At 72.6% G+C, this 26620-nt stretch carries 24 protein-coding genes and 1 tRNA gene; 15 read left to right on the forward strand and 10 right to left on the reverse strand.

All coding sequences use genetic code 11. The annotated features are described in order from the left end of the window. Positions 1–6: 6 nt before the first annotated feature. The 3 genes from AB0F18_RS13810 (at position 7) to AB0F18_RS13820 (ending at position 3478) form a co-directional block, all read left to right on the forward strand. Positions 7–423, forward strand: coding sequence for a hypothetical protein (locus AB0F18_RS13810; protein WP_362059044.1), 417 nt, complete (start codon positions 7–9; stop codon positions 421–423). Between the two features lie 17 nt (positions 424–440). Beyond that, entirely contained in the window at positions 441–2795 is a 2355-nt protein-coding gene (locus tag AB0F18_RS13815) for a hypothetical protein (protein WP_362059047.1), read from the forward strand. A 443-nt stretch (positions 2796–3238) separates the two neighbouring features. Continuing rightward, entirely contained in the window at positions 3239–3478 is a 240-nt protein-coding gene (locus AB0F18_RS13820) for a hypothetical protein (protein WP_362059050.1), read from the forward strand. 47 nt (positions 3479–3525) lie between these two features. Here the strand turns inward: AB0F18_RS13820 and AB0F18_RS13825 are convergent. After that, positions 3526–3597, reverse strand: a tRNA-Cys gene (locus AB0F18_RS13825). Between the two features lie 179 nt (positions 3598–3776). On the opposite strand from AB0F18_RS13825, the gene AB0F18_RS13830 reads away from it, so the two are divergent. From AB0F18_RS13830 to AB0F18_RS13845, 4 genes are all read left to right on the forward strand, one after another. Further along, entirely contained in the window at positions 3777–5252 is a 1476-nt protein-coding gene (locus tag AB0F18_RS13830) for an MFS transporter (RefSeq protein ID WP_362059053.1), read from the forward strand. Positions 5253–5283: 31 nt separating this feature from the next. Next, entirely contained in the window at positions 5284–5487 is a 204-nt protein-coding gene (locus tag AB0F18_RS13835) for a hypothetical protein (protein WP_362059056.1), read from the forward strand. Beyond that, positions 5484–5891 (forward strand): type II toxin-antitoxin system death-on-curing family toxin, encoded by a 408-nt coding sequence (locus tag AB0F18_RS13840; protein WP_362059059.1) that lies wholly within the window; start codon positions 5484–5486, stop codon positions 5889–5891. Before AB0F18_RS13835 ends, AB0F18_RS13840 begins: the two co-directional genes overlap by 4 nt. Before the next feature lie 143 nt (positions 5892–6034). Then, positions 6035–7822, forward strand: a complete 1788-nt coding sequence (locus AB0F18_RS13845; protein WP_362059062.1) for a DEAD/DEAH box helicase — start codon at positions 6035–6037, stop codon at positions 7820–7822. Between the two features lie 75 nt (positions 7823–7897). On the opposite strand, the gene AB0F18_RS13850 is transcribed toward AB0F18_RS13845, so the two are convergent. Continuing rightward, positions 7898–8905 (reverse strand): LPXTG cell wall anchor domain-containing protein, encoded by a 1008-nt coding sequence (locus AB0F18_RS13850; RefSeq protein ID WP_362059065.1) that lies wholly within the window; start codon positions 8903–8905, stop codon positions 7898–7900. A gap of 369 nt (positions 8906–9274) precedes the next feature. Between AB0F18_RS13850 and AB0F18_RS13855 the strand changes: the two genes are divergently transcribed. Together AB0F18_RS13855 and AB0F18_RS13860 are read left to right on the forward strand one after the other, a co-directional pair. Next, the gene (locus tag AB0F18_RS13855; RefSeq protein ID WP_007264382.1) at positions 9275–9916 is read left to right on the forward strand and encodes a helix-turn-helix domain-containing protein; all 642 of its coding nucleotides are present in this window, start codon (positions 9275–9277) and stop codon (positions 9914–9916) included. 146 nt (positions 9917–10062) lie between these two features. Continuing rightward, complete coding sequence (locus AB0F18_RS13860) at positions 10063–10860, forward strand: S16 family serine protease (RefSeq protein WP_362059068.1); 798 nt, start codon at positions 10063–10065, stop codon at positions 10858–10860. On the opposite strand, the gene AB0F18_RS13865 is transcribed toward AB0F18_RS13860, so the two are convergent. From AB0F18_RS13865 to AB0F18_RS13880, 4 genes are all read right to left on the reverse strand, one after another. After that, positions 10790–12091: an MFS transporter gene (locus AB0F18_RS13865; RefSeq protein ID WP_362059071.1), complete on the reverse strand. Its 1302-nt coding sequence runs from the start codon at positions 12089–12091 to the stop codon at positions 10790–10792. The genes AB0F18_RS13860 and AB0F18_RS13865 overlap by 71 nt on opposite strands. Then, positions 12088–12297 carry a hypothetical protein gene (locus AB0F18_RS13870; RefSeq protein WP_362059074.1) on the reverse strand — a complete coding sequence of 70 codons (210 nt, stop codon included), beginning with the start codon at positions 12295–12297 and terminating at the stop codon, positions 12088–12090. The genes AB0F18_RS13865 and AB0F18_RS13870 overlap by 4 nt, the downstream gene beginning before the upstream one ends. A gap of 53 nt (positions 12298–12350) precedes the next feature. Next, the gene (locus AB0F18_RS13875; protein ID WP_362059077.1) at positions 12351–12956 is read right to left on the reverse strand and encodes a winged helix-turn-helix domain-containing protein; all 606 of its coding nucleotides are present in this window, start codon (positions 12954–12956) and stop codon (positions 12351–12353) included. Between the two features lie 79 nt (positions 12957–13035). Further along, positions 13036–13506, reverse strand: a complete 471-nt coding sequence (locus tag AB0F18_RS13880; protein WP_362059080.1) for an Lrp/AsnC family transcriptional regulator — start codon at positions 13504–13506, stop codon at positions 13036–13038. A gap of 129 nt (positions 13507–13635) precedes the next feature. Here AB0F18_RS13880 and hppD point away from each other — a divergent pair, with 129 nt between their 5' ends. Continuing rightward, entirely contained in the window at positions 13636–14781 is a 1146-nt protein-coding gene (gene hppD, locus AB0F18_RS13885) for a 4-hydroxyphenylpyruvate dioxygenase (RefSeq protein WP_362059082.1), read from the forward strand. A gap of 75 nt (positions 14782–14856) precedes the next feature. Here the strand turns inward: hppD and AB0F18_RS13890 are convergent, their stop codons facing one another. Beyond that, on the reverse strand, positions 14857–16407 hold the full coding sequence (locus tag AB0F18_RS13890) for a tetratricopeptide repeat protein (protein WP_362059085.1): 1551 nt from the start codon (positions 16405–16407) through the stop codon (positions 14857–14859). 96 nt (positions 16408–16503) lie between these two features. Here AB0F18_RS13890 and AB0F18_RS13895 point away from each other — a divergent pair, with 96 nt between their 5' ends. After that, the gene (locus AB0F18_RS13895) at positions 16504–17874 is read left to right on the forward strand and encodes an FAD-linked oxidase C-terminal domain-containing protein (protein ID WP_362059088.1); all 1371 of its coding nucleotides are present in this window, start codon (positions 16504–16506) and stop codon (positions 17872–17874) included. A 23-nt stretch (positions 17875–17897) separates the two neighbouring features. On the opposite strand, the gene AB0F18_RS13900 is transcribed toward AB0F18_RS13895, so the two are convergent. After that, positions 17898–18380, reverse strand: coding sequence for an SsgA family sporulation/cell division regulator (locus tag AB0F18_RS13900; protein ID WP_362059091.1), 483 nt, complete (start codon positions 18378–18380; stop codon positions 17898–17900). Between the two features lie 1909 nt (positions 18381–20289). Here AB0F18_RS13900 and AB0F18_RS13905 point away from each other — a divergent pair. Continuing rightward, on the forward strand, positions 20290–20943 hold the full coding sequence (locus AB0F18_RS13905) for an RDD family protein (protein ID WP_362059094.1): 654 nt from the start codon (positions 20290–20292) through the stop codon (positions 20941–20943). A gap of 150 nt (positions 20944–21093) precedes the next feature. Further along, positions 21094–21846, forward strand: coding sequence for an RDD family protein (locus AB0F18_RS13910; protein ID WP_362059097.1), 753 nt, complete (start codon positions 21094–21096; stop codon positions 21844–21846). A gap of 93 nt (positions 21847–21939) precedes the next feature. On the opposite strand, the gene AB0F18_RS13915 is transcribed toward AB0F18_RS13910, so the two are convergent. Then, positions 21940–22248, reverse strand: a complete 309-nt coding sequence (locus tag AB0F18_RS13915) for a hypothetical protein (protein WP_362059100.1) — start codon at positions 22246–22248, stop codon at positions 21940–21942. A 459-nt stretch (positions 22249–22707) separates the two neighbouring features. Between AB0F18_RS13915 and AB0F18_RS13920 the strand changes: the two genes are divergently transcribed. Together AB0F18_RS13920 and AB0F18_RS13925 are read left to right on the forward strand one after the other, a co-directional pair. Further along, positions 22708–25062 (forward strand): immune inhibitor A domain-containing protein, encoded by a 2355-nt coding sequence (locus tag AB0F18_RS13920; RefSeq protein WP_362059103.1) that lies wholly within the window; start codon positions 22708–22710, stop codon positions 25060–25062. A gap of 113 nt (positions 25063–25175) precedes the next feature. Continuing rightward, on the forward strand, positions 25176–25478 hold the full coding sequence (locus tag AB0F18_RS13925) for a hypothetical protein (protein ID WP_362059106.1): 303 nt from the start codon (positions 25176–25178) through the stop codon (positions 25476–25478). Positions 25479–25577: 99 nt separating this feature from the next. Here the strand turns inward: AB0F18_RS13925 and AB0F18_RS13930 are convergent, their stop codons facing one another. Then, the gene (locus tag AB0F18_RS13930; RefSeq protein WP_362059109.1) at positions 25578–26183 is read right to left on the reverse strand and encodes an isochorismatase family protein; all 606 of its coding nucleotides are present in this window, start codon (positions 26181–26183) and stop codon (positions 25578–25580) included. Positions 26184–26620 lie beyond the last annotated feature (437 nt).

Below are 26620 nucleotides of genomic sequence, written 5' to 3' on the forward strand. Positions count from 1 at the left end.
CACGCGATGTCCTTCGACCAGGAATGGGCCGCCGCACGCGCCACCGCCACCGCCACAGCGCCGACGCACCTCGACCACACCCCCGGCGGAGCCACCGGCGGAGCCGACCTCGCCCTCAACCAGGACCACATCGGCGCCATCGGCAGCGAAGCGCACACGCTCCACTCCCGCCTCCAGACCGACGCCAAGCACGCCGCCACCGCTTCCGCCGAGGCGGCCGCCGCCCTCGCCAAGGAGGGCTTCGCCAGCGGTGGCGCCCTCGCCAAGGCGAACGCCCGCTGGGAGACCCAGGTCAAGACCCTCGTCGCCGCCTGCGCCCAGATCTCCAACGGGCTCAACTACTCCCTCTCCTCCCACGCCAGGGAAGAGCGGCAGCTCTACGCCGAGTTCACCTCCTCCAAGATCGACGAGTACCTCAAGTAGCGGGTAAGCGCGCGGCCGTGCTGACGTACCAGAACGTCCTGAACGCCCCGGTCGGCCGGCTCGCCACCGCCGTCCGCGACTGGCGGGCGACGGCCGCCAAGCTGGAGGAGCTGGCCGAGGCTGCCCGCAACGGCATGAAGGCCAAGTCCGACAAGGCCGAGTGGAGCGGGGTCACGGCGGGCGTGGCGCGGCCGTTCGTCGACAAGACGGCCAAGGAGTTCGAGGACGCCGCCCAGGAGGCCCAGGGCATCCACCAGGCCCTCTCCCAGGGCCACGACGTCTTCACGTCCTCCCGCGAGCGGCTGAGGAAGATCGCCGAGGAGGAGGCTCCCGCAGCCGGCTTCCGGGTCGACGCCCACGGGAAGGTCGAGGCGTTACCCCTCGCCACCGAGGCGGACCGCGAAGCCGCCCGGCACGACCCCGACTACCAGGAGTCCCTCCGCGTCAACCGCCCGCTGTGGCAGGCGAAGGTGGACGCCGTCGTCGACGCCTGCGACGACGTCGACCGGTCCCTCGCCCGTCTCCTCGACGCCAACGTGGCCGAGGACCACGACTTCAGCGCCCCGAAGTACGCGGGCCTCACTGCCGAGCAGGCGGGCCGCGCGACCGGTCTCGCGCGCAAGGGGCGGAACCTCTCGCACGCCGAGCTGGCGGAGCTCAACGAGCTGCTGGCCGACAACGCCAAGGTGCCGGAGTTCTCCACCGCCTTCTACGGGAACCTGGGCCCCAAGGGCGCGCTCCAGTTCTTCGGCACCATGTCGACCGACACGTACGCGTACGGGAAGCTCGACGAGCAGCGGCTGAAGGACGTCCAGGAGCTCCAGAGGAACCTGGGCCTCAACCTGGCCACCGCCACCCGCTCCAGCACCGAGCCGCACCTGCCCGACGGCTACGCGGCGGAGCTGCGCAGGCTGGGCACCCAGCAGATCCCCCTGGCCCGCTACGACCAGAACCCGCCGTACGGGTACCAGCTGCTCGGCGGGATCATGCGCTACGGGAACTACGACCCCAAGTTCCTGGTCCCGATCGCCGAGCACGCGACGCAGATCCACGCCAGGAACCCGGACTTCTTCGGCCAGTCCCGGCAGCTCAACGGCTACGGCAAGAACATGCTCAACCCGTCGGGCGTCAACGGCGCGGGCTACGACCCGGTGGTGAGCTTCCTGGAGGCCCTGGGGCACAGCCCGGAGGCGTCGGCGCAGTTCTTCGACCCCGAGCGCGAGCCCTCGCCACCCGTTTACAACCAGGACGGCACGGTCAGGGAGGGGAAGCTCGAACTGGGCAAGGACGCCAAGGGTAAGCCCATCACCAGCTACCTCGACTTCTTCGCCAACGAGAAGTACCACTCCACCATCGACATGGAGGGCATGAACCCGGACGACCTGAAGAAGGCCCAGAGGTACATGCCCGACGCCCTGGGGCACGCCCTGGAGGCTGCCACCCTCGGACACGCGTGGGACGCCCCCAAGCCGGAGCTCCACCGGACCGAGGCAGGGGCTCACGTCATGGAGGCAGTGACGCAGAAGTACGGTGGCGATGCCGGGCTACTGAAGCACCAGGAGTTCCTCGCGGACAGCCTGGGTCATATGACCGCTGGCTACATCGACGACGTCAACCGTGCGCTCGATGGGAACGAGGATCTGAGCGTCTTCGCACAGCGCGACGGTGACAAGCAGGCGCATGCGAAATTCGAGCGCGACCCTGCCCGTGACCTGCTCGCCGCCCTCGGGCAGCACCCCGACGCCTACGCCACCGTGTCCACCGCTGAACGCGTCTACTCCGCGAGCGTTCTGGAGAGCCAAGCGGTGCACGAAGGAACGATCGACGAGGGGCGGGCCCGGGCGACGATCCGTACCAGTGCAGAGGTGCAGGGCATTCTCGACGAATCTCGGGCGGAGCAGGTCAGGGGAGTAGGCGAGAAGAAGCACGAGGCGTACGAGAAGGCGCATGAGCAGAGCTCCGCCTGGGTCGAGTTCGGCACCACGGCCGCCATCGCGGCCGGTGTGGCCTTTCTGCCTGCCACGGCCGCTGCGGCCGGCGCGGCGGCGGTCGTCGTCCCCCTGGCCGTGGACACCGGTACCGGTCTCGTGGAGCAGGCCGCTGGGCAGGTCATCGGAGAGTGGTCGGACGAGGCCAAGGAGCAGCACAAAGACAAGATCGACGGCGAGACGCACGACAGCAACAAGGCGATGTTCCAGGCAGGTGAGCACAGTGCCGAGGCGCCGATGAGGGGGTTCATGGAGCGCCACGCCATCGATCCGAACGGCGACTTCGGCAACGACTTCGTCGAGTCGATGCGCCTCGGGTACGAGAGCGGCAACTCCATTGCCCGTCAGCAGGGTCATGAGGCGCAGACCAAGGGCGTCAAGTGAACCGTGGACAGATCGGACGGTCGTTGGTGGGCTCGGCTGTGGCCCTGTGGGTGCTCGGTATGGCGGCTGTGGGCTGCTCCAAGAAGGCGGAGTCGTCGGAGCGAGGGTGGCAATGGCCGAAGCTTTCCACCGGTCAGGTCTGTGCCGGTCTCTTCCCTGGAGAAGGGGGGAAGGCGCTGGAACGGGTCCTTGAATCCACTACGTTCCTGCTTCGAGACGAAGACAGGAACCCGGACGTCCGGGCTGTCGCGCAGGCGATGGAGAACGCGTACAGGGCAGGCGCGAGTATTCGTAACATGCCGCAGTCGACCTGCAAGGTTTCAGGGGAACCAGCGGAGTCTCGTCTTGCCACAGCGTTTGTGCGATTCACCGCCGACAGTAAATATGACGGTTTTGCGGTCGGGAACGATCAGGGCGTACGGGTTTCCACTCGGGAGCGGAAGGTGGTCTACCTCGAATACGACTGCGTCAGCTCCCGCGTCGGCTCCACCCGGGACATCCCCTTGCGGATCAGGCTTCTGTTCCACGAGCAGTGGGAAGCCAGCAAAGGCGAAACCATCCTCCGCCCCGACTACCTGACCATCACCCACTCCGCCGCCCTGGCCGTGGCCAAGGAACTCCAGTGCGCCGACGACGGCGGCCTCCCGCCCCGCGCCGAGGAGCTTCCGGCGAGTAGCCCGTGAACCGCTGAGGGCCGCCCAGGGAACTCCCCCGGACGGCCCCCTCCCAGAGGCCGTGACCGGAATCGAACCGGCGTAACTCGCTTTGCAGGCGAGTCCCTCAACCACTCGGGCACACGGCCAAGCACTGACGAGTACGAACGTACGGGCCACGGCCGCGGCCGGGAAGGCAGGCCCGGGGGACGCCATACGACTGACATGCGGCGTTCACAACGGGCCGTCGGACCTAGGTCCTGCGGACCAAGCGGGATCCGCCTAAATGACAGGGGCGGGACAAGGGGACGGACCTTACTCTGGGGCGATGAGCGCCCTTGAACCCCGGATAGCAGAGACCGCCGCCGCCCCTGCCGACCCGCCCGGCGGCATTCTGGGGCCGGCGTACCGGACGCTCAGTGTCGGGATCATTTCCGTCATCTTCATGATCGCCTTCGAGGCCACCGCCGTCGGCACCGCCATGCCCGTCGTCGCGCGGGAGCTGGACGGGGTCGGGCTCTACGCCTTCGCGTTCTCCGCCTACTTCACCACCAGCCTCTTCAGCATGGTCCTGGCCGGCCAGTGGTCCGACCGGCAGGGGCCGCTGCGGCCGCTGGCCGTCGGGATCGGGGCCTTTGCCGCCGGGCTGGTGTGTTCCGGGGCCGCCACCGTCATGGGGGTGGTCGTGCTCGGGCGGGCCGTGCAGGGGTTCGGGGGCGGGCTGGTGATCGTCGCGCTCTACGTCGTCGTCGGCCGGGCCTACGAGGAACGGCTGCGGCCCGCGATCATGGCGGCCTTCGCCGCGAGCTGGGTGGTGCCGTCGATCGTCGGGCCGCTGGCCGCCGGGGCGGTCACCGAGCACCTCGGCTGGCGGTGGGTGTTCCTCGGGATCCCCGTCCTGGTCGTCGTACCGCTGATGGTGGCCCTGCCCGCCATCCGCCGGACCGCGTCCGGGCCGGTGGGCGCGGAGACCGGCGGGGCGGTGCCCGCGGCCTTCGACCGGCGGCGGATCCGGCTGGCCCTCGGGATCTCGGCGGGCGCCGGGCTGCTCCAGTACGCCGCCCAGGACCTGCGGTGGCTGTCGCTGCTGCCCGGGCTCGCCGGAGCGGCCCTGCTGGTGCCGGCGGTGCTGGGGCTGCTGCCGCGCGGGACGTACCGGGCGCGGCGCGGGCTGCCGTCCGTGGTGCTGCTGCGCGGGGTGGCCGCCGGGGCCTTCATCGGGGCGGAGAGCTTCGTGCCGCTGATGCTGGTCACCCAGCGCGGGCTCAGCCCGACCCTGGCCGGGTTCTCGCTGGCGCTGGGCGGGGTGACGTGGGCGGCGGGCTCGTGGCTGCAGTCCCAGGGGCGGACGGCCCCGTACCGGGAGCGGCTGATGGTGGCCGGGATGGTGATGGTGGCGCTCGCCATCCTCGCGGCCCCGGCGGTGCTGATCGAGTCGGTGCCGGTGTGGACGGTGGCCCTGGCGTGGGCCGTGGGCTCCCTCGGCATGGGCCTGGTGATCGGCTCGACCAGCGTGCTGCTGCTGAAGCTGTCGGCGCCGGAGGAGGCGGGCACGAACTCCGCCGCGCTGCAGATCTCCGACGCGCTGGCGAACGTCGTCCTGCTGGCGGCCGGCGGTGCGGCCTTCGCCGCGCTGGGCGGGGGAGCGGTGGGCGCAGCCGCCGATCACGCCGCCGCCTCGGCGGCGGGGGCCTCGCATCCGGCGGCCTTCCTCGTCGTCTTCCTGCCGATGGCCTGCGTGGCGCTGGTGGGGGCCTGGGTCGCGACCCGGCTGCACGAGCGCCCGGCCGTGAAATCCGGCTGACGCGACACCTCCCCGTCGTTACGCTGCGTGCGTGAAGAACGACCTGACCGTCCGGCTCTCCGACGCCGATCACGCGGAGCTCGCCGACCTCGCCGACGCCACCGGCTCCACACCCGAGGAGCTCGCCCTGACCGCCGTACGGGAGCACCTGCGCCGGGAACGCGAGCGGGTCGGCGCCGTGGCGGCCCGGCTGGCGGAGCGGCACGCGCCGCTGCTGAAGCGGCTCGGCGAATGACCGGGACGCCCGGCGTGCGCCACCTCACCCTCGCCGAGGTCCTCGGTCTGGCCCGGCACGCCTGCCTGGCCCAGGACCAGCCCGTCGAGCTACGGGCGCCGGGCCTGCTGGAGTCCGCCGTGCACCGGCCCCGGGCCCGCATGTTCGGGACCCCGGCCTACGCGGACCCGTACGAGCAGGCCGCCGCGCTGCTCCACGGCATCGCCACGAACCACCCCCTGGTCGACGGGAACAAGCGCACCGCCTGGCTCGCCGCCGCGACCTTCCTCGCCGTGAACGGGACCGACCTCGCGGCCGTCGACCAGGACGCCGCGTACGCGCTGGTCGTCGCCGTGGCCTCCGGGGCCGAGACCGAGGTCGCGGTGATCGCCGCCAGGCTGCGGGAGTTGTCCGCCGCGGTGTGACTCTCGCCGCACCCGCCGAGGTCACGGGCCTGTCCCTCCGCGAGGGGCGGGCCCGCGCCGGTAAGGTGGCCCGGTTGTCCTACGTACGACTGACAGCACAGCCACGACTGCCACGACTGCCGAGAGCGACGAACCCGGAGACCGTGACTACTACCGCCTCCCACCACCTCTCACCCGCCTTCCCCGGCCGCGCGCCGTGGGGTACCGCCAGCAAACTGCGTGCCTGGCAGCAGGGGGCGCTGGACAAGTACATCCAGACCCAGCCCCGCGATTTCCTCGCCGTCGCCACCCCGGGCGCCGGCAAGACCACCTTCGCGCTGACCCTGGCCTCCTGGCTGCTCCACCACCACGTGGTCCAGCAGGTGACCGTGGTCGCGCCGACCGAACACCTGAAGAAACAGTGGGCGGAAGCCGCCGCCCGCATAGGCATCCGGCTCGACCCCGAGTACTCGGCCGGGCCGCTCAGCAAGGACTACCACGGGGTCGCCGTCACCTACGCCGGTGTCGGCGTGCGCCCCATGCTGCACCGCAACCGCTGCGAGCAGCGCAAGACCCTGGTGATCCTGGACGAGATCCACCACGCGGGCGACTCCAAGTCCTGGGGCGAGGCCTGCCTGGAGGCCTTCGACCCGGCGACCCGCCGCCTGGCCCTGACCGGCACGCCCTTCCGGTCCGACACGAACCCGATCCCGTTCGTGACGTACGAGGAGGGCAACGACGGCATCCGCCGCTCGTCCGCCGACTACACCTACGGCTACGGCAACGCCCTCGGCGACGGCGTCGTCCGGCCCGTGATCTTCCTGTCCTACAGCGGGAACATGCGCTGGCGCACCAAGGCCGGCGACGAGATCGAGGCCCGCCTCGGCGAGCCGATGACCAAGGACGCCATCTCGCAGGCCTGGCGCACGGCGCTGGACCCGCGCGGCGACTGGATGCCGAACGTGCTGCGCGCCGCCGACCAGCGGCTGACGGAGGTCCGCAAGGGCATCCCGGACGCGGGCGGCCTCGTCATCGCCGCGGACCAGGACGCGGCGCGCGCGTACGCGAAGCTGATCCGGGAGATCACCGGGACCAGGCCGACCGTCGTGCTCTCCGACGACACCGGCGCGTCGAAGAACATCGACACCTTCAGCGCGAACGACGACCGCTGGATGGTCGCGGTCCGCATGGTGTCCGAGGGCGTCGACGTCCCCCGCCTCGCGGTGGGCGTGTACGCGACGACGATCTCGACCCCGCTGTTCTTCGCGCAGGCCGTCGGCCGCTTCGTGCGATCGCGCAGGCGCGGCGAGACGGCCTCCGTGTTCCTTCCGACGATCCCCTACCTCCTCGGCTTCGCCAGCGAGATGGAGGTCGAGCGCGACCACGTCCTGGACCGGCCGAAGAAGGCGGGCGAGGACGACGACCCGTACGCCGAGTCCGAGAAGGAGATGGAGGAGGCGAACCGGCAGGAGGACGAGGACACCGGCGAGGACGAGCAGATGTCCTTCGAGGCCCTCGAATCCGACGCCGTCTTCGACCGGGTGCTCTACGACGGCGCCGAGTTCGGCATGCAGGCCCACCCGGGCAGCGAGGAGGAGCAGGACTACCTCGGCATTCCGGGCCTGCTGGAGCCGGACCAGGTGCAGCTGCTGCTGCAGAAGCGGCAGTCGCGGCAGATCGCGCACAGCCGGCGCAAGCCGGACACGGAGGCGGACCTGCTGGAGCTTCCGGCGGAGCGGCGTCCGGTGGTTTCGCACAAGGAGCTGCTGGAGCTGCGCAAGTCGCTGAACACGATGGTGGGCGCGTACGTCCACCAGAGCGGCAAGCCGCACGGGGTGATCCACACCGAGCTGCGCCGCGTGTGCGGCGGGCCGCCGAGCGCGGAGGCGACGGCGGGTCAGCTGAAGGAGCGGATCAAGAAGGTGCAGGAGTGGGCCACCCGGATGCGGTGATCCGTCCCTGACACGCGGAACGGGGTCCGTGCGCTGCTGCGCACGGACCCCGTTGCCGTGGGGCGTGGAGCCGGGTCAGCTGGTGACGCGGCGACGACGGCCGGTGCCGGCGACCAGGGCCGCACCCATGGCGAGGGCCACACCGCCGGCGCCGAGCGCCCAGCTGGTGGCGGCGTCCGCACCGGTCTCGGCGAGCTCGCCGCCGGCGGTGGTGCCGGTGCCCGTGCCGCTGCCGGTGTTGTGGTCGACGATCGGCGTGGTGGTACCGCCGCCGTTCGGCTTGGTGTCGTTACCGCCACCGGTGTTGCCGCCACCGTTGTGGTTGCCGCCGGTGTTGCCGGTGTTGCCACCCGTGTTGCCGCCGCCGTTGGTGCTGCCGGAGACGATCTTCGACTCGGCCCAGGCGGTGTCCGAGAAGACGTCCTCGTCCACGTTGCTGCCGCCGGCCACCGCGATGGCGATGTCGCCCTTCGGGGCGCCCGCGTTGAACTTGACGCGGACCTGGAGGCTCAGGTTCTTGGCCGGGATCTCGATGTCGTCGGTGAGCAGGGCGACCGGGGTGCCCTCATCGCTGATGACCTCGACGTCGTGCCAGCTGCCCTGGTAGTAGAGCTGGACGTGGACGTCCTTGGCGCTCAGCTTGTTGGCCTCGTCGGCGACGGCCAGGACGAGCACGTAGCTCTCCTGCGCCTTGCCCTTCGAGTTGTCCACCTTGACGGTGAGGTTCGTCCAGTCGCCGCCGGCCTTGAAGGAGGCCGGGACGCCACCCAGGCCGAGGACCGGGCCGGTGGCGTTGAGGACGTCCTCGTCCACCGGGGCCGGGGCGGGCTTGGCCGGAGCCGGGGCCGGGTTCTCGGCAGCGGGCTTGGCGGCCGGGGCGGGGGTCTCGACGGCCGGCTTCGCGGCGTCGGCGGACTTGGCGTCCGGGGTCTCGGCGGCCGGGGCGGCGTCTTCCTTCGGGGCCGAGTCCGGGGTGGTGACGGCGGTGTTCTTGGCCTCGTCGGCCATGGCCGGCGTGGCCATGAGGACGGTCGGACCCACTACGGCGGCGGCGGCCACGACGGCCATGCGCTTCAGCTTCACTTGGTGCTTCTCTCCCCTGGTATGCGTTTCGAGACGCGTGTCGCCCCGATCCCCCCAACGTTTTTTGAACACGATCAGAGTAGTGGTCAGGTAAACCGATTTTCGGTCGAGGGACATTACGAATCGATACAGGCGCGCGCCGAAAAGGGCTGAAACCGGCAGGAGGCGACCGGATTCTGGACGAGGCCTTCCGCTGAGCGGACCCGCTCGCTACTGTCCCCGCATCGAACGCCCCGTGGCAGCGCCGCCGCGGGAGCGCAGCCGGTGCCATGGCCGCTACCGGCGGCCTCTCCGTGCGTCGCCGACGGACCGGCAGCGCTGCACCGCGTGAGAGTCACCGCCGCCCACCGATACAGAGGGAGAGGCGTCGTGACCGCGGAAACCTCCCAGACTCTCGACCGAGGGCTCAGAGTCCTCAAACTGCTCGCCGACACCGACCACGGGCTGACCGTGACCGAGCTCTCCAACCGGCTCGGCGTCAACCGCACCGTGGTGTACCGCCTGCTGGCCACGCTCGAACAGCACGCCCTGGTCCGCCGCGACCTCGGCGGCCGGGCCCGCGTGGGCCTTGGCGTGCTGCGGCTGGGCCGGCAGGTCCACCCGCTGGTGCGCGAGGCGGCCCTGCCCGCCCTGCGCTCCCTCGCCGAGGACATCGGGGCCACCGCGCACCTGACCCTCGTCGACGGTACGGAGGCGCTCGCCGTGGCCGTCGTGGAGCCCACCTGGACGGACTACCACGTCGCCTACCGGGCCGGTTTCCGCCACCCGCTGGACCGCGGAGCGGCCGGCCGGGCGATCCTGGCCGCCCGTCAGGGCTCGCTGATCGAGCCCGGCTACACGCTCACCCATGGCGAACTCGAAGCGGGCGCCAGCGGCGCCGCCGCCCCCCTGGTCGGCATCACCGGCCTGGAGGGGAGCGTGGGCGTCGTCATGCTCGCCGACGCCGTACCGGAGCGCGTCGGGCCCCGCGTGGTCGACGCGGCCCGCGAGGTGGCGGACGCCCTGCGCTGACGCCCGGCGCGGCCTCCGGGCGCCCCGCGCCGGGCGTCCCGCAGCGGTCCCGCAGCGCGTGCCGCTCCGGCCTCCGGGCGTCCCGCGCCGGCGGACGCGGCTGCGTGCGGCGCGGGCCGGGCGGTCCGGGTCGGTAGATTGACCGGGTGCTCTCTCGCCTCACACGTCTGCCGCGTCCCACCGCCCTGGCCGTCTGCGCCGCGCCCGTCCTCGCGCTGTTCGCCGTAGCGGCCTTCGCGCCGCTGCCCTTCGTGGTGGCGATCCCCGGGCCCACGGCCGACGTACTGGGCTCCGACCAGGGCAAGCCGGTCATCACCATCACCGGTGCCCCGGTCCACGAGACCAAGGGCCAGCTGCGGATGACCACCATCCGCGCCACCGGCCCCACCTCGACGATGAAGCTGCACGAGCTCGTCGACCACTGGTTCAGGAGCGACCAGGCGGTCATGCCCAGGGAGGCCGTCTATCCCACGGGCGGGAGCGAGAAGCAGATCGAGGAGCACAACCTGCAGGAGATGGCCCAGTCGCAGTCGGCCGCGGCCGACGCCGCCCTCGGCTTCCTCCACAAGGACCCCAAGGCCGTCAAGGTCGACCTCAACCTCGCCGACGTCGGCGGCCCGAGCGCCGGCTTGCTCTTCACCCTCGGCATCGTCGACAAGCTCGACGGTGACGGCAGCGGCGGCGACCTCACCGGGGGGCGCAGCGTCGCCGGTACGGGGACCATCAGCGCCGACGGGACGGTCGGTGCGGTCGGCGGTGTCGGTCTGAAGACCCAGGCCGCCCGCCGTGACGGGGCGACCGTCTTCCTGGTGCCGAAGGCCGAGTGCTCGGACGCGAAGTCCGAGCTGCCCGCAGGGCTCCAGCTGATCCCCGTCACTTCGCTGACGGATGCGGTGAACGCTCTGCGGGGGCTGAACCGGGGTGAGGACCCTCCGACTTGCTGACGGCGGCCGGCGGCTTCGTGTCCATCTCCCGCCAGGCCGGGAAGAGGACCGGGCTCAGCGTGGTCAGCAGGTAGACGCCGCCGAAGGCGAGCAGGGCCCAGCGGACGCCGAACCCGTCGACCAGGAGGCCCGCCGCGAGGCCGCCCATCGGCATGGCCAGCTCGCAGCCGGCCGTGGTCACGCCGGAGACCCGGCTGCGCAGCTCCTCGGGCACCCTCTCGAAGATCACCGTCGACAGGACGGGGTTGAGCACGCCCGCGCCCAGGCCCGCCAGGGCCATGGTCACCGCGAGGGGGAGCGGGGTGTCGGTGACGGCGGCGACCACGTAGCGGGTGCCGCCGGAGACCAGGAAGGCGCCCGCGAAGAGAGCCCGGCGCGGGAAGCGCTCGCCCCACGCCCCGTAGAGGAGGGCGCCGAGCAGGGCGAAGCCGCCGAAGAGGGAGATCATCAGGCCGATGGCGGTGGCGCCGCCGAGGTCCTCGCGGCCGTGGACCGGCAGGAGGACGGAGGACCAGCCCTGGTCGAGGCCGTTGGTCATCATCACCATGAGGGTGATGCCCAGCAGGAGCCGTGAGCGGGTCAGGAACCGCCAGCCTTCGGCGAGTTCGGCGCGGTAGGCGGCGAACGATGGCTTCTGCGCGGCCCTTTGGGGTTCGGCGGCCGGAACTCCGCGCAGGAAGGCGGAGACCAGCAGGGCCGACACGGCGTAGGTGGCGGCGTCCATCAGCAGGACGGCCTCGGCGCCGAGTACCGCGATCAGCAGGCCGGCCACGGCGGCCCCGATCATCCGGGCCCCGCGCGAGACGGCGTCGTAGAGGCTCGCCGCCCGGGTGACGGTGGTGCCCGCGTGCTCGGCGAGGCTGGGCAGCAGGACGGAGCGGGCGGTCAGGCCCGGGGTGTGCACGAGGCCGCCGAGGGCCATCAGCGCGCACAGCATCCAGAACTCCAGCAGCCCCGCGTAGTGCAGCAGCGGGATCGCGCCGACCGAGAGGGCGCAGACCAGGTCGGAGGCGGCGGAGACCCGGCGGCGGCCGATCCGGTCGATGACCGGGCCGCCGACGAGGGCCGCGACGACGATGGGCAGGGTGGCGCAGAAGGCGACGACCCCGGCCCGTCCGGCGCTGCCCGTGGTCTGGAGCACGAACCACGGGACACCGATCAGGGTGAGTGAACTTCCCGCGATGGAGATGGTGTTGGCGACCAGGACGGCCGCGAACGGGCGCCGGTTCATACGGCGTGCCGCTGGACGCGGGCGTGGAGGTGCTCGGGGCGCATCAGGCGGGCCCCGGCGGCGACCAGGGCCTCGCCGAGCCGGTTGCGCAGGGCGGCGGGCGCGGCGGCGGGGGCGGCGTCACGGGCGAGACGCCAGGCGGCGGCGTCGGCGGCGAGTTCGGCGGTGCGGGCGGCGTGTATCCGGGTGTGCGGGAAGGCGTGCACGGCAGGACTCCTTCGGAGCGGGTGGGGAAGGGCTGGGCGGTGCGGGGGAGGGGCTACGCGTGGCCGCGGCGCGGGAAGGCGTGCGTGTGGACGCGGACCGTCTCGGTGTCCTCGGCCTGCGGCAGGTCGCGGTAGGTGTTCACCACGTCGTGCACCTTGTGGATCATCTCGATGGCCTGGGCGGGCGTCAGACGGAGCGTGAAGTCGCTCATGTCCGTCGAGGACCGCCATTCCCGCGGCCAGGTGTGCGAGTCGCCGAGCCAGGTGTTGAGCTCCTGGGCGTGGATGGTGGCGATCTCGTGGAGGAAGGCGTCGGCGGCGCCGCGCGTCTCCGGGTCGCTCTCGTCGTACATCAGCGTCTCGTCGAAGGCCGTGCCCTGGTGGACCGCCTGCCACCAGCGCTCGCGCCCCTTGCCGTGCCCGGGCGCGTCCTCGACGAAGCCGTGGGCGGCGAGCTGGCGCAGGTGGTAGCTGGTGGCGCCGCTGGACTCGCCGAGCCGCTCGGCCAGTTGGGAGGCGGTGGCCGGTCCCTCCTGGCGCAGGATGGCCAGCATGCGCATGCGCAGGGGGTGGGCGAGGCCGCGCAGGGAGCGGGCGTCGAGCGTCCGGACCGCGGGCTGCGTCGGCTGACGGGGGGTTTCGTCGTTCTTCTCGGGCATGCCTCAACAGTAGGGTTGCAAAGAGTTCTATGCAAGGGTTTCTTTGCAACCCTTTCTTTGGATGCCGGTGGGGGTGCGGTCAGTGGTCTTCGGCCGCCTGTTCTACCAACGGGATGATCCGCAGCGGTACCGGGTTTTCCATGACGATCGCCGTCGACGCCCGGACGATCCCCTCGAAGCCGACCACCCGGTCGATGACCCGCTGGAGGTCGGCGTTGGACCGCGCCACCAGCCGGCAGAGCATGTCCCCGTGCCCGGTGGTGGTGTGCAGCTCCAGCACCTCCGGCACCCCGGCCAGGTGGGCCCGTACGTCCGCCCCCTGGCCCTGCTTGATCTCCAGCGTGGCGAAGGCCGTCACCGGGTAGCCCAGGGCCGTCGGGTCCACCTGCGGGCCGAAGCCGCGGATCACCCCGTTCGACTGGAGCCGGTCCAGCCGTGCCTGCACCGTGCCGCGCGCCACCCCGAGCCGGCGCGAGGCCTCCAGGACCCCGATGCGGGGTTCGCGCGCGAGCAGCACGATCAAGCGTCCGTCGAGCTCGTCGATAGCCATGGAAACCTTCCCTCGATCGGCTGGTCATACTGCACAGATCACTCAGTCATCCTGGAGCCAGGCTGGGCAATCTGTACAGCAGAAATGGAAACTGTTGCGCAGCTTGTGGAACGGCGGGACGCTGCGCTCATGACTGAGACCCTGGACACCACCCCGCAGACCGCGCGTGAGGCAGACCCCTTCCCGGTGAAGGGCATGGACGCGGTCGTCTTCGCCGTGGGCAACGCCAAGCAGGCCGCGCACTACTACTCGACCGCCTTCGGCATGAAGCTCGTCGCCTACTCCGGACCGGAGAACGGCAGCCGGGAGACCGCCAGCTACGTGCTGACCAACGGCTCCGCGCGCTTCGTCCTGACCTCGGTCATCAAGGCGACGACGGACCACGGCCGCTTCATCGCCGAGCACGTCGCCGAGCACGGCGACGGCGTCATCGACCTCGCCATCGAGGTCCCGGACGTCCGCGCCGCCTACGCCTACGCCGTCGAGCAGGGCGCCCGCGGTCTCGACGAGCCTTACGAGATCAAGGACGAGCACGGCACGGTCGTGCTGGCCGCCATCGCGACCTACGGCCAGACCCGCCACACGCTCGTCGAGCGCGTCGACTACACCGGCCCCTACCTGCCGGGCTACTCCGCCGTCGAGCCGCTCGTGGCGCCGCCGGCCAAGCGGACCTTCCAGGCGATCGACCACTGCGTCGGCAACGTCGAGCTGGGCCGCATGAACGAGTGGGTCTCGTTCTACAACAAGGTCATGGGCTTCACGAACATGAAGGAGTTCGTGGGCGACGACATCGCGACCGAGTACTCGGCGCTGATGTCGAAGGTCGTCGCGGACGGCACCAAGAAGGTGAAGTTCCCGATCAACGAGCCGGCGATCGCGAAGAAGAAGTCGCAGATCGACGAGTACCTGGAGTTCTACAACGGCCCCGGCGTCCAGCACATCGCGCTGGCCTCGAACGACATCGTCGCGACCGTCCGCAACATGCGCGCCGCGGGCGTGGAGTTCCTGTCCGTGCCGGACGCGTACTACGACACCCTGGGCGAGTGGGTCGGCGACACCCGCGTGCCGATCGACGAGCTGCGCGAGCTGAAGATCCTCGCGGACCGCGACGAGGACGGCTACCTGCTGCAGATCTTCACCAAGCCGGTGCAGGACCGGCCGACGGTGTTCTTCGAGATCATCGAGCGGCACGGTTCGATGGGCTTCGGCAAGGGCAACTTCAAGGCCCTGTTCGAGGCGATCGAGCGGGAGCAGGAGAAGCGCGGCAACCTGTAGGTCGCGAGGCCCCCGGGCCCTTGTCCGGCCCCGCCGCGGGACCCCGCGGCGGGGCCGGCGCGCAGCGGCCCGGGCCTACGTGCCGGCGGGGCTGGACTTCGGCTGGGGCTCCGGCTTCGCCGGCTGCGGCTTCGGCTTCGGCTTCGGGGCCTGCGCCGCCGGCTTCGGCCTGGGGTTCGGCTTCGGCAGCTCCGGCGCCACCCACGGCGTGCGCGGCTGCATGTTCTCCGGCCCGCCCGGCGCCGGCTGGCCCACCGCCGCCAGGGCCTCCTTCGCCAGCGGCCCCCGCACCGGCGAGAAGACCGGGTTGGTGCGCTGCACCTCCTGGAGGTACCGCCGCGCCGCCGCCTCGTCCCCGACGCCCTGCTCGATCACCGCCCGGTGGTACGCGAACTCCGCGCTCCGCAGCCCCAGGTCCGTCGCCTTCTTCGCGTACTCCAGCGCCGTCGCGTCCTCCCCGCCCCGGTGCAGCGCCCACCCCAGCGCATCGGCCACCTGCACGCTCTTGTGCCGCTCCCACTCCGCCGACAGGCGGCGTACCGCCACCGCCGGATCGCCGTGGTCCGCCTCGTACAGGCCGAGGACCACCTCCTCGTTGACGCCGTTCGCGCCGCTGCGCGCCGCCAGCACCGACAGCGCCCGGTACTGCTCCCGCGCCTCCTCCGGCCGCCCCAGCGAGTCCAGCAGCTCGCCCAGCTCCAGCGCCAGCCTCGGCAGCGGCGTACGCCCCAGCGCCATCCGGTAGTCGCGCACCGCCTCCCCGCCCCGCCCCAGCGCCGCCAGCGCCCGCGCCCGGCCGCCCAGGGCCTCCGCCTGCGCCGGGTCCGTGCGCTGCGCGGCCTCGTACTGGCGCAGCGCCTCGGCCGGGTCGCCCCGCTCCCAGGCCAGCTCCCCGAGCCGGAACAGCACGTACGCCTTCTCCGCCGGGGACTTCGCCGCGCCCCCCGCCGCCTCCAGCGCCACCACCGCGTCCTCGCGCCAGCCCCGGTCCCGGTAGACCTGGGCGGCCCTCAGGTGCGCGGCCAGGCCCGGCCGCAGCTCCAGCAGCTGGTCCATCGACCGCTGCGCGGCCTTGTAGTCGCCCAGGCCCGTGTACGCGTCCACCAGGACCGGGTACGCCGTCCAGCGCCGCGGCGCCTGCGCCCGTACCAGCTCGCCCCACTTGCGGGCCGTCGCGAAGTCCCCCCGGGCGCCGGCCAGCGCGCCCATGCCCGTCATCGCGTCGAAGTTGCCCTTCTCGACGGGCCGGACCTCCAGCGACCGCTTCAGCGCCCGCTCCGCCTTGGGGAACCAGCCGGAATCAGCCGTCCGCCGGGCCTGTTCCAGGTACGCCGAGCCGAGCACCGCCCACGAAGCGTCGTCGTCCGGATGCCCGGCGAGCCACTTCTCCCGGTCCGCCACCAGCGCCGTCAGGTCCACCGCCGCCACCGGCGCGCCCATGCCCACCGCCGACGCGGCCCGCTCGCTCGGCCCCGGCGGGCGGGCGTCGTCGCCCGAGCGGGCCGGGCGGATCAGCAGGGTCGCGGCGATCAGGACCACCGTCACCGCGGCCGCCACCACCGTCTTGCGGCCGGTGAACGTCACGGGCGGCGCGGGCTGCGGGGAATGCTCGTCGTAACCGTCCATGCGCTCACTGTGCGTCAATATGAAGAGACCGCCCGGGTGTCCGAAGCCCGTCGCAGCCGTGTTCACACCGATGGCCCCGGCTGCCACTCTGGCCCCATGGATGACGATCTCATCGCCCGGCTCGGCGAAGGACTGCCTCCCGGGGCGCTCCTCACCGACCCGCAGGTGACCGCCTCGTACGCCACCGACATGGCCGGCTTCTGCCCCGCCGGCACCCCGGCCGCCGTCGTCCTGCCGCGCACCGTGGAGCAGGTGCAGCACGTGATGCGCACCGCGACCGCCCTACGGGTCCCCGTGGTCCCCCAGGGCGCCCGTACGGGCCTCTCCGGGGCCGCCAACGCCTCCGACGGCTGCATCGTGCTCTCCCTCGTGAAGATGGACCGCATCCTGGAGGTCTCCGCCGTCGACCGGATCGCCGTCGTCGAGCCGGGCGTGGTCAACGCGGTCCTCTCCCGGGCCGTCGCCGAACAGGGCCTGTACTACCCGCCGGACCCCTCCAGCTGGGAGCAGTGCACGATCGGCGGCAACATCGGCACCGCCTCGGGCGGGCTGTGCTGCGTCAAGTACGGGGTCACCGCCGAGTACGTGCTCGGGCTGGACGTGGTGCTGGCCGACGGGCGGCTGCTGCGCACCGGGCGGCGTACCGCCAAGGGGGTCGCCGGGTATGACCTGACCCGGCTCTTCGTGGGCTCCGAGGGCACCCTGGGAGTGGTCGTCGGGGCCGTCCTCGCGCTGCGGCCCGCGCCGCCGCGGCAGCTGGCGCTCGCCGCCGAGTTCCCCTCCGCCGCGGCCGCCTGCGCCGCCGTCTGCGCCGTCATGGAATCCGGACTGACGCCCTCGCTGCTGGAACTGATGGACGGTACGACCGTCCGCGCCGTCAACTCCCTCGGGAAGATGGGGCTGCCCGACAGCACGGAGGCGCTGCTGCTGGCCGCCTTCGACACCCCGGACGCGCCCGCCGCCCTCGCGGCCGTCGGCGAACTGTGCACCGCCGCCGGAGCGGGTGCCGTCGTACCCGCCGAGGACGAGGCGGAGTCGGAACTGCTGCTCCAGGCCCGCCGGATGTCCCTCACCGCCCTGGAGGCCCTGCGGCCCGCGACGATGATCGACGACGTGTGCGTGCCCCGGTCGCGGCTCGCGGAGATGCTGGACGGCACGGCCGCCATCGCGCGGGCGCACGACCTGCTCATCGGCGTCTGCGCGCACGCGGGCGACGGCAACACCCACCCGGTCGTCTGCTTCGACCCCGCGGACGAGGACGAGACGCGGCGGGCCCGGGCGTCCTTCGACGAGATCATGGCCCTCGGGCTGGACCTGGGCGGGACCATCACCGGGGAGCACGGGGTCGGGGTGCTGAAGAAGGAATGGCTGGCCCGCGAACTCGGGCCGGTCGGACTGGAGGTGCAGCGCGCCGTCAAGCAGGCCTTCGACCCGCTCGGGCTGCTGAACCCCGGCAAGCTCTTCTGAGCCGTCGCCCCCGTGGAAGCCGCTCACAGGTCACCGTCCGCGGACTCGTCCGAGGGCCACGGGTCGCGCAGCCACAGCTCGTCGGCCGGGGTCGGGGTGAGCAGCTCGGCCAGCGCCTCGTCGAGGCCGAGCCGCTCCGCCTCGGTCCCGGGCGGGACCACGCGCAGGGTGCGCTCCAGCCAGGCCGACACGGCGCCGGCCGAGGCCTCCAGGAGGGCGTCGCCGTCGGGTGAGCTGAGCGCCATGCACAGCACGGACTCGTTGTCGATCTTCGTGGGCCAGATCCGGACGTCCCCGTGGCCGCACGGGCGGAACACCCCCTCGACGAGGAGTTCGCGGGCGAAGGTCCAGTTGACGGGGGCGCTGGTGCCGGTGTGGAAGGTGATGTGCACGGCGTAGGGGTCGTCCGTGAGGTAGAGCAGCTTCGCGGGGACGCGGATGCTGCGCTCGGGGGACAGGACCAGCCTGAGTTCCAGCTCGCGCTCGATGACGGGGTGGTGGTGCATGGCGGCCTCACTTCGGTGCGTCGCTTGCGGGCGTGGGGCGCGGATCGCCCCACGCCCGGAGAGAGCGCCGATGTGCCCGGGTATGACGCGACTTCCGGCACCGGTTTCGAGGTTGGCCGAAATCTGCCGGATGGCCGGAATGGGGTGGTTGGGGCGAGCCGGGGAGCGGGAGTCCGGACGGGACCGGGGCGAGGTTCGCCCGAAGGCTTGGAATCTCCCGTTACCGGACCTGGCGGCAGGGGGTTCTTGGCTATGGTCCTCCCCTTGGGTCCTCCCCTGCACAAGCCTTGAGCCACGATCGGAGTTGGGGACATTGACGGCCTCCCCTGGTGACGGCGAGCACGCGGCCCGCGAGGGCTACTACCCCGACCCGTCCATCCCCGGGTACGTCCGCTACTGGAACGGCGCCGCCTGGGTCCCGGGTACGAGCCGTCCCGCCCCCGCTCCGGCCCCCGTGGACGAGACGGGCCCGGTGTTCCTCGACGAAACCTCCGCGACCGAGTCCCTCCCGGACCCCGGCCCCGCCGCGCACCCGCCCGTACGGGCCCACACACCGCCGCCGTCTTGGCAGCCGGACCCCTGGCGGCCGACGCCGGGGCCGGGCGGCTGGGACCCGGATGGCGGCCCGGGCACCGGGGGCTGGGCGGGCGAGTCCGCGCCCGGGGGTCGGGAAGGCGACCCCGGGGCCGGCGGCTGGGACGCCGACCGTGCGCCTCGGGGGCGGGAGTCGGCAGCCGGGGCGGGGGGCCGGGACGCCGGCCCTGGGCCCGGCGGTGGGGACGGCGAGTCCGAGCCTCGGGGCTGGCAGGCGGATCCCTCGCACCAGGCCGGGTTCGGCGGGCCCCGCGACGTCCGGGTCTCCTGGGGCGGCCCGGACGTCGGGGAGTCCGAGGACCCCCGGCCCGGCGGGATCTCCCTGGCCCGGCCGGCGGCCGCCGCCCGGCGGCTGCCCGCGCAGGCCGCCGCCGAGAGCGTGGGCATCCTCTCGGCCCGCGCCCCGGCCTGGCCGGAGGCCCCGGGCACGGGCGTCTCGGGCCTCACGTCCAGCTGGCCGGAGGCGGCGGCTCCGGCGCCCGCGGCCCCGTCGTGGTCCGCCCCGGCCCCGGAGGACGCACCCGTCCCGCCGACGGCCCCCGGCCCGGGCGGGCCGACGGGGAGTCAGGCCCCGGCATGGTCCCCGGCCCCGGAGGGGGTCTCCGCCCGGGCGTGGGCGGCCGCTTCGGCGGCGGCCGCCCCGGCACCGGAGCGGGCCTCCGGCACGGCGGGCAGCTCCGCCCCGGAGTGGCCCGCGGCTGAGGCCCCGGCCCCGGGCCGGGCCGCGGAGCGGGATTCCGCTTCGGGGTGGGCTGCGGGCTCGTCTCGGGGTGCGGCTCCCGGTCCGGGTGCGGGTTCTGTCCCGGAGGGGGCCTCCGCCGGCGGGTGGTCCGCCGGGGAGGCCCCGGTTTCCGGTCCGTCGCGGGGCTCGGGCCCGGATGCGGTGCGGGATTCCGCTTCGGGGTGGGCTGCGGGCTCCGCTCGGGGTGCGGCCCCCGGTCGGGGCGCGGCCCCTGGTCGGGGTGCTGCTTCTGCCCCTGAGGGGGCCTCCGCCGGGGCGGCCCAGGTCTCCGGACCGGCGCGGGGTTCGGGCCGGGCTGCGGAGCGGGATTCCGCTTCGGAGTGGGCCGAAGGCTCCGCTCGGGGTGCGGCTCCTCGTCCGGGCGCGGGTTCTGCCCCTGAGGGGGTCTCCTCCGGGGCGGCCCAGGCCTCTGGACCGGCGCGGGGTTCGGGCCGGGCTGCGGAGCGGGATTCCGCTTCGGAGCGGGCTGCGGGCTCGGCTCCGGGTGCGGGCTCCGCTCGGGGTGCGGACCCCGGTCAGGGTGCCGCTGCGGCGGAGTCCGGTCGGGGCGGGGCCGGGGTGGGGCGGGGTGATGTGCCGCCGCCGCCCCCCGGGTACGCGCTGGCCGATGACTCCGGTGGGCGTGCGCGGGGCCCGTCCGCCGGGGCGGGGGCGGGGCACGAGGGCGAACCGTTCGGGCACGCGCCGGCCGTCGCGGTCCGGCAGCGGCCCGTCCCGGAGGCCACGGACCGGGCCGTCTTCGAGCGCATGGCCGAGCGGGCCGTCCGGCCCGCCGGGCTGGTGCGCCGGGGGCTGGCGCGGACCCTGGACTCGCTCGTCCTCGCCGGGGTGGCCGTCGCCGCCGCGCTGCCCCTCGTACCGGGGGTGAGGGCCCATCTCCAGGCCAAGGTCGACCTCGCCCGGGCCAGCGGGCGCACCACCACCGTGTGGCTGCTCGACGCCACCACCGCCGGCCGGCTGGGCCTCGTCCTGGCCGCCGTCCTGCTGTTCGGGGTGTTCTACGAGGCCCTGCCCACCGCCCGCTGGGGCCGTACCCCGGGCAAGAAGCTGTGCGGGGTACGGGTCCTGGCCACCGCCACCCTGCGCCCGCCCGGCTTCGGCGCGGCCCTGCGCCGCTGGCTCGTGTACGCCTTCCTGGGGCTGCCGGGCAGCCTCTGGTGCCTGGTCGACCGCCCGCGCCGGCAGGGCTGGCACGACAAGGCGGCCCGCACGTACGTGGCCCGCTGAACGTCCGGCCCGCGCACCGCAGGGCGCAGCGGCTCCCGGCGGCAGCCGGGGGAGCGCGATCCGCACGGGACGGCCCAGGCGTACCGGGGCCGTCCCCCGGACGGGCGCCGCCGCGTTGCGGGGGTGCCGGGCCCGGGTTCGACTCGGGCCATGAGTACCGACCAGCCGCCGCCGGGCCAGTCGCCCGAGGACGACCCGTTCCTCAAGAAGCCCCAGGAACCGACGCCTCCGTCGGGCGGTTCCCCGTACGGCTCACCGCCGCCCGGTGGCGGCGGCTACCCGCCCCCGCCCCCCGGCGGTCCGGGTGGCGGCTACCCGCCTCCCCCCGGCGGCGGTCCCGGTGGCGGCTATCCGCCCCCGCCCGGCGGCGGAGGGTACCCCCCTCCGCCCCCGCCCTACGGCATGCCCGACCCGCTCTCCGGCATGCCCCCGCTGGCCGGCTTCGGCAGGCGGCTCGGCGCCCGCGTCATCGACCTGATCCTCGTCGGCATCCCGCTGGCCCTCATCCAACTGCCCTTCGGTACCAAGCGGTACGTGGTGGACACCAGCAGGGGCGAGGACGTCAGCGAGGTCATCACGAAGTCGTACAACGGCACGGGACTGCTGTGGACGCTGATCTCGATCGTCGCGTACGTCGGCTACGACTGGTACCTCACCCACCGGAGCAACGGCCAGACCGTCGGGAAGAAGGCCCTGGGCCTGCGCGTCGCGATGCTCGACGACGGCAGGGTACCCCCGTCCAACGCGGCCCTCGGGCGCGCCGCGGCGCTGTGGATCCCGACGCTGGTGTGCTGTTTCTGCCTGTGGCCGCTGGCGCTGATCGTGTCGATGCTCGTCGACAAGCCGTACAAGCAGGCGCTGCACGACAAGGTGGCCAGGACGGTCGTGGTCGTGGCGGCCTGAACCGCACGGAGGCAGTACGCACGCGGGCACGCGGAGACGGCCGGTCCCCCCAGGGGCCGGCCGTCCGCGCGTGTCCGCGTCCGCCGGGGCGCCTCAGTGGTGAACGGGGTGCTCCGCGGGGGTCGTTCGCGGCTCCGGCACCTGGGCGGCGACCCCGCCCCCGGCCGGAGCCGGGGCCGTCGGCGCCGCGGCCTGCCGGGCGCCGCGCCCGGCGGCGTGGCGGCCCCGGCGGCGCGGCAGCGGCACGGTGAGGGCGACCAGCAGCCCGAGGGCGAGCGCGGCGGCGGAGATGACCGCGACCCCGACCCCCGTGCTGGTCTGCGAGAGCAGCAGCATGGCGATCGTCGACACGATGACGGTGGCGGAGCCGTAGGCGAGCTGTGCGGCAGTCGGACGCGGCATGACGTGTTCCGTCCTCGGAGGCGGGAGGTGCGTCGGCTCGGAGTCGGCTCAACAGGTGCGCGCGTCAAGTGACTCATACGACGGGATGCCCGAGGAACGCCAGAAGTAAGCGTGACCTTACCCACGGTGCCGGAGCACGGGGGGCGCACGGGGTCACAAACCGGGTCGCAACCGGACGGCGAGGATCCCTTCGCCCCGGAAGGCCCCGATGGCGGCCAATCGTCCGAATAGCGGAACTCGCTGATCGCATAGTGCAGTTGTAAGGAAAAAGTCAAGGTCTGTCTTTTCTTTAGACTCTCCGGTCAAATGTCGTCACTTGAGACGCGCGCCGCGCGGAACCCCCCGCTCCTATGGAGACGTTCCGACCAAACGCCCGCGGCCGCGGGAGGGGAACGACATCAAGTGACCGGCAACTCCGCAAGGCGTCGCGCGCTGCGCGCCGCCGTAGTCGGCGTGACCATGACGGCAACTGCCGCCTCGGGCGCCTTCTTTGCCACGGCCCAGGCCGACTCCAGCTGGGGCGGCGTACCCGCCTCGGACAAGCAGGACCCGACCGCTCCGGCCCAGGAGAAGGTCAAGCACGACCTCGAAACCCCGTTCAGCAAGCAGCAGGCGCAGGCGCGCGAGGCTGCCCTTGACCAGGTGCTGGCGGGCAAGAAGAGCGTCGAGCAGCGCGGTGCCTCGAAGGTCGTCAAGCTCGACGACAAGAAGTACGTCGAGCTCGGCCGCGAGAAGACCGACAAGATCTTCACCATCCTCGTCGAGTTCGGCGACCAGGTCGACAGCACGACCATGTTCGACCCGGACGGCCCGACCGGCCCGAAGCCGCCGGAGCCCAAGTACGGGGGCACGCCCGGCCCGCTGCACAACACGATCGCGCAGCCCGACCGCGCGTCGAACAACAGCACCGCCTGGCGCAAGGACTTCAGCAAGGACTACTTCCAGGACCTGTACTTCGGTACGGGCCAGGGCAAGAACTCGCTGAAGACCTACTACGAGAAGACCTCCTCGGGCCGCTACTCGGTCGACGGCCAGGTCTCCGACTGGGTCAAGATCCCGTACAACGAGGGTCGTTACGGCTCGAACTTCTGCGGCCAGACCAACTGCTCCAACGTGTGGGACGCCGTCCGCGACGGCGTGAACGCGTGGGTGGAGGCCCAGAAGAAGGCCGGCAAGAGCGACGCCGAGATCAAGGCCACGCTGGCGCAGTACGACCAGTGGGACCGCAACGACTTCGACGGCGACGGCAACTTCAACGAGCCCGACGGCTACATCGACCACTTCCAGCTCGTCCACGCGGGCGAGGACGAGTCGGCCGGCGGCGGCGTGCAGGGCAAGACCGCGCTGTGGGCGCACCGCTGGTACGCGTACGGCACGGACGTCGGCAAGACCGGCCCGGCGAACAACAAGGCCGGCGGTACCCAGATCGGTGACACCGGCATCTGGGTCGGCGACTACACCATGCAGCCGGAGAACGGCGGCCTCGGCGTCTTCGCGCACGAGTACGGCCACGACCTCGGTCTGCCGGACCTCTACGACACCTCCGGCGGCGGCGAGAACTCGGTCGGCTTCTGGTCCCTGATGTCGGCGGGCTCCTGGCTCGGCGAGGGCAAGGACTCCATAGGCGACCTCCCGGGCGACATGACGGCCTGGGACAAGCTCCAGCTGGGCTGGCTGAACTACGACACGGCCAAGGCCGCGACGAAGTCCACGCACAAGCTGGGTGTTTCGGAGTTCAACACCAAGGACAAGCAGGCGCTGGTCGTCGAGCTGCCGAAGAAGCAGGTCAAGACCGAGATCGTCGCTCCCGCCGAGGGTTCCTCGCAGTGGTGGAGCCAGATGGGTGACGACCTCAAGAACACCCTGACCCGCTCCGTCGACCTGACGGGCAAGACCTCCGCGGCCCTTTCCCTCAAGGGCTGGTGGGACATCGAGCAGGACTACGACTTCCTCTACACCGAGGTGTCCACGGACGGCGGCGCCACCTGGCACGCGCTGGCCGGCACCGCCGACGGTGCGGCCCTCCCGGCCGACGCCTCCGGCGCCCCCTCGCTGACCGGCGTCTCCGGCGCCTGGAAGTCCCTGAACTTCCCGCTCGACGCCTACGCGGGCAAGAAGATCGACCTCCGCTTCCGCTACCAGACGGACGGCGGCGCGGGCGGCAAGGGCTTCACGGCCGACGCCATCACCCTGACCGCCGACGGTGCCGCGCTCTTCACCGACGGCGCCGAGAACGGCGACAACGGCTGGACCGGCAAGGGCTTCCAGCGGGTCGGCGCGGGCTTCACCAAGGAGTACCCGCAGTACTACATCGCGGAGAACCGCCGCTACGTCTCGTACGACTCCACCCTCAAGGTGGGCCCGTACAACTTCGGCTGGTCCACCACGAAGCCGAACTGGGTCGAGCACTACCCGTACCAGGACGGCCTGCTGATCTGGCTGTGGGACAAGTCGCAGAAGGACAACAACACGAGCCAGCACCCGGGCTCGGGTCTGATCCTGCCGATCGACGCCAACGCCAAGCCGATGAAGTGGTCGGACGGCACCCTGCTGCGCAACAAGATCCAGCCGTACGACGCCCCGTTCAGCGCGTACTCGACGGACGCGTTCACCCTGCACAACAAGGGCGAGTCGCTGTTCATCAAGCCGAAGCCGGCGAACCTGGTCTTCGACGACCACAAGGGCAAGTACTACTACGACGAGAACCCGACCGGTTCGGTGAAGGTCGCTGACACCAACACCAAGATCAAGATCGCGAAGGAGACCTACGACGGTCTCCAGATGACGATCGAGGTTGGCCCCTCGGGCAAGTAATGGCCTGAAACCGCAGGTCAGAGCATGATCGGCCGTCGCCCTCTAGCGGGCGGCGGCCGTTCGCGTTTAGATGCGGGGGACGACTGTTCTTATTGACGGGGGAGCTGAGGATCATGCCAGGTGGAGGTTTCGTCAGATTGCCGGGCGGCAGCGTGGTGGTCGCACTGACGCTGCCGCGGCCGTCCGGCGAGGGCGGAAACGTCCGCGTGCTGGTGCACGCCGCGAACCGGGCCCGCGCCCTGACCAGGCTGCGGAACCTCGGCATGCGGGCGGTGTACCTCCGCGGCAACGCCCACCCCCCGACCCCGGACGAGATCACGGCGGTCCTCCACCACCCGGACGGCCTCCTGTGGCGGGGGGCGCCGGACCGCGCGGAGGAGCTGTGGCACCCGATCCGGGCGCTCCTGGGGCACTAGCGGGGCCTCTGCCGCCGGCCGGGGCCCGTGGCGGCCGGACGGCCGGCCCTGCCATGCCGGGGCGGCCGTCCGGCCCGGGCTGGCCGGCTGCGCCGCGGCCTAGTCGCGCGGCCGGCCGCCGACGCCGCCGACCAGGGTCACCCCGGCCGCCCGGAGGTCCTCCAGGGCCTTCTCGGTGGTGTGGGGGGCCACGGCGGCCGTCAGGTCCAGCAGGACGCGCGTGGTGAAGCCCTCGCGGGCCGCGTCGAGGGCGGTGGCGCGGACGCAGTGGTCGGTGGCGATGCCGACGACGTCCACCTCGCTCACGTGGCGCTCGCGCAGCCACTCGGCGAGGCCGGCGCCGTTCTCGTCGGTGCCCTCGAAACCGCTGTACGCGGCCTCGTACGCGCCCTTGTCGAAGACCGCGGCGACCGCGCCCGAGGCGACGGCGGGCGCGAAGTTCGGGTGGAACCCGACGCCCTCGGTGCCGGCGACGCAGTGCGCGGGCCAGGTGTTCTCGTAGTCCGGCTCCGCCGGGGGGAGGGCGAAGTGCGGGCCCGGGTCGATGTGGTGGTCGCGCGTGGCCACGACGTGCCGGTAGCCGGCGGTGGCGTTGCCGATCAGCTCGGTGATCGCGGCGGCGACGTCGGCGCCGCCGGTGACCGCGAGGCTGCCGCCTTCGCAGAAGTCGTTCTGTACGTCGACGACGATCAGTGCGCGGTGCATGTCGCGTGCCCTTCGGCTTGGTGTGGATGGTCGTACGGTGCGGCGCGTCGGGCCCTGCGGGTGCTCTTCCCCCACCCCGCCCCTTCCCGAAACTGTGGGCTCCGCCCCCAGACCCCCCGCCGCCTCGAACGCCGGCGGGGCTGGATCGTGCCGCCGCCCGGCAATCCCGGCCCGCCCGGCGCCCGAGCGCACCGGGCGCACAGCGACCGGGCCCTGGCGCCGCGCCTCTCAGCCTCGCCGGCGTTTGAGGCGCGGGGTCTGGGGCGGAGCCCCAGGGGCTTTCAGCCCCGCCGGCGTTTGAGACGCGGGTCCGGGCAGCGCCCGGGGAACGGTGGAAGGGCGGGTAGGGGACCCCGCCCCGCGCAGCGGCTCCCGGCCCGCAGGCTGCCGGCCCCGGCCCGCAGGCCCCGGCCCGCAGGCCCCGGCCCCGGCCCGCA

This window comes from Streptomyces sp. NPDC029216 (assembly GCF_040648015.1).
Classification (GTDB): Bacteria; Actinomycetota; Actinomycetes; order Streptomycetales; family Streptomycetaceae; genus Streptomyces.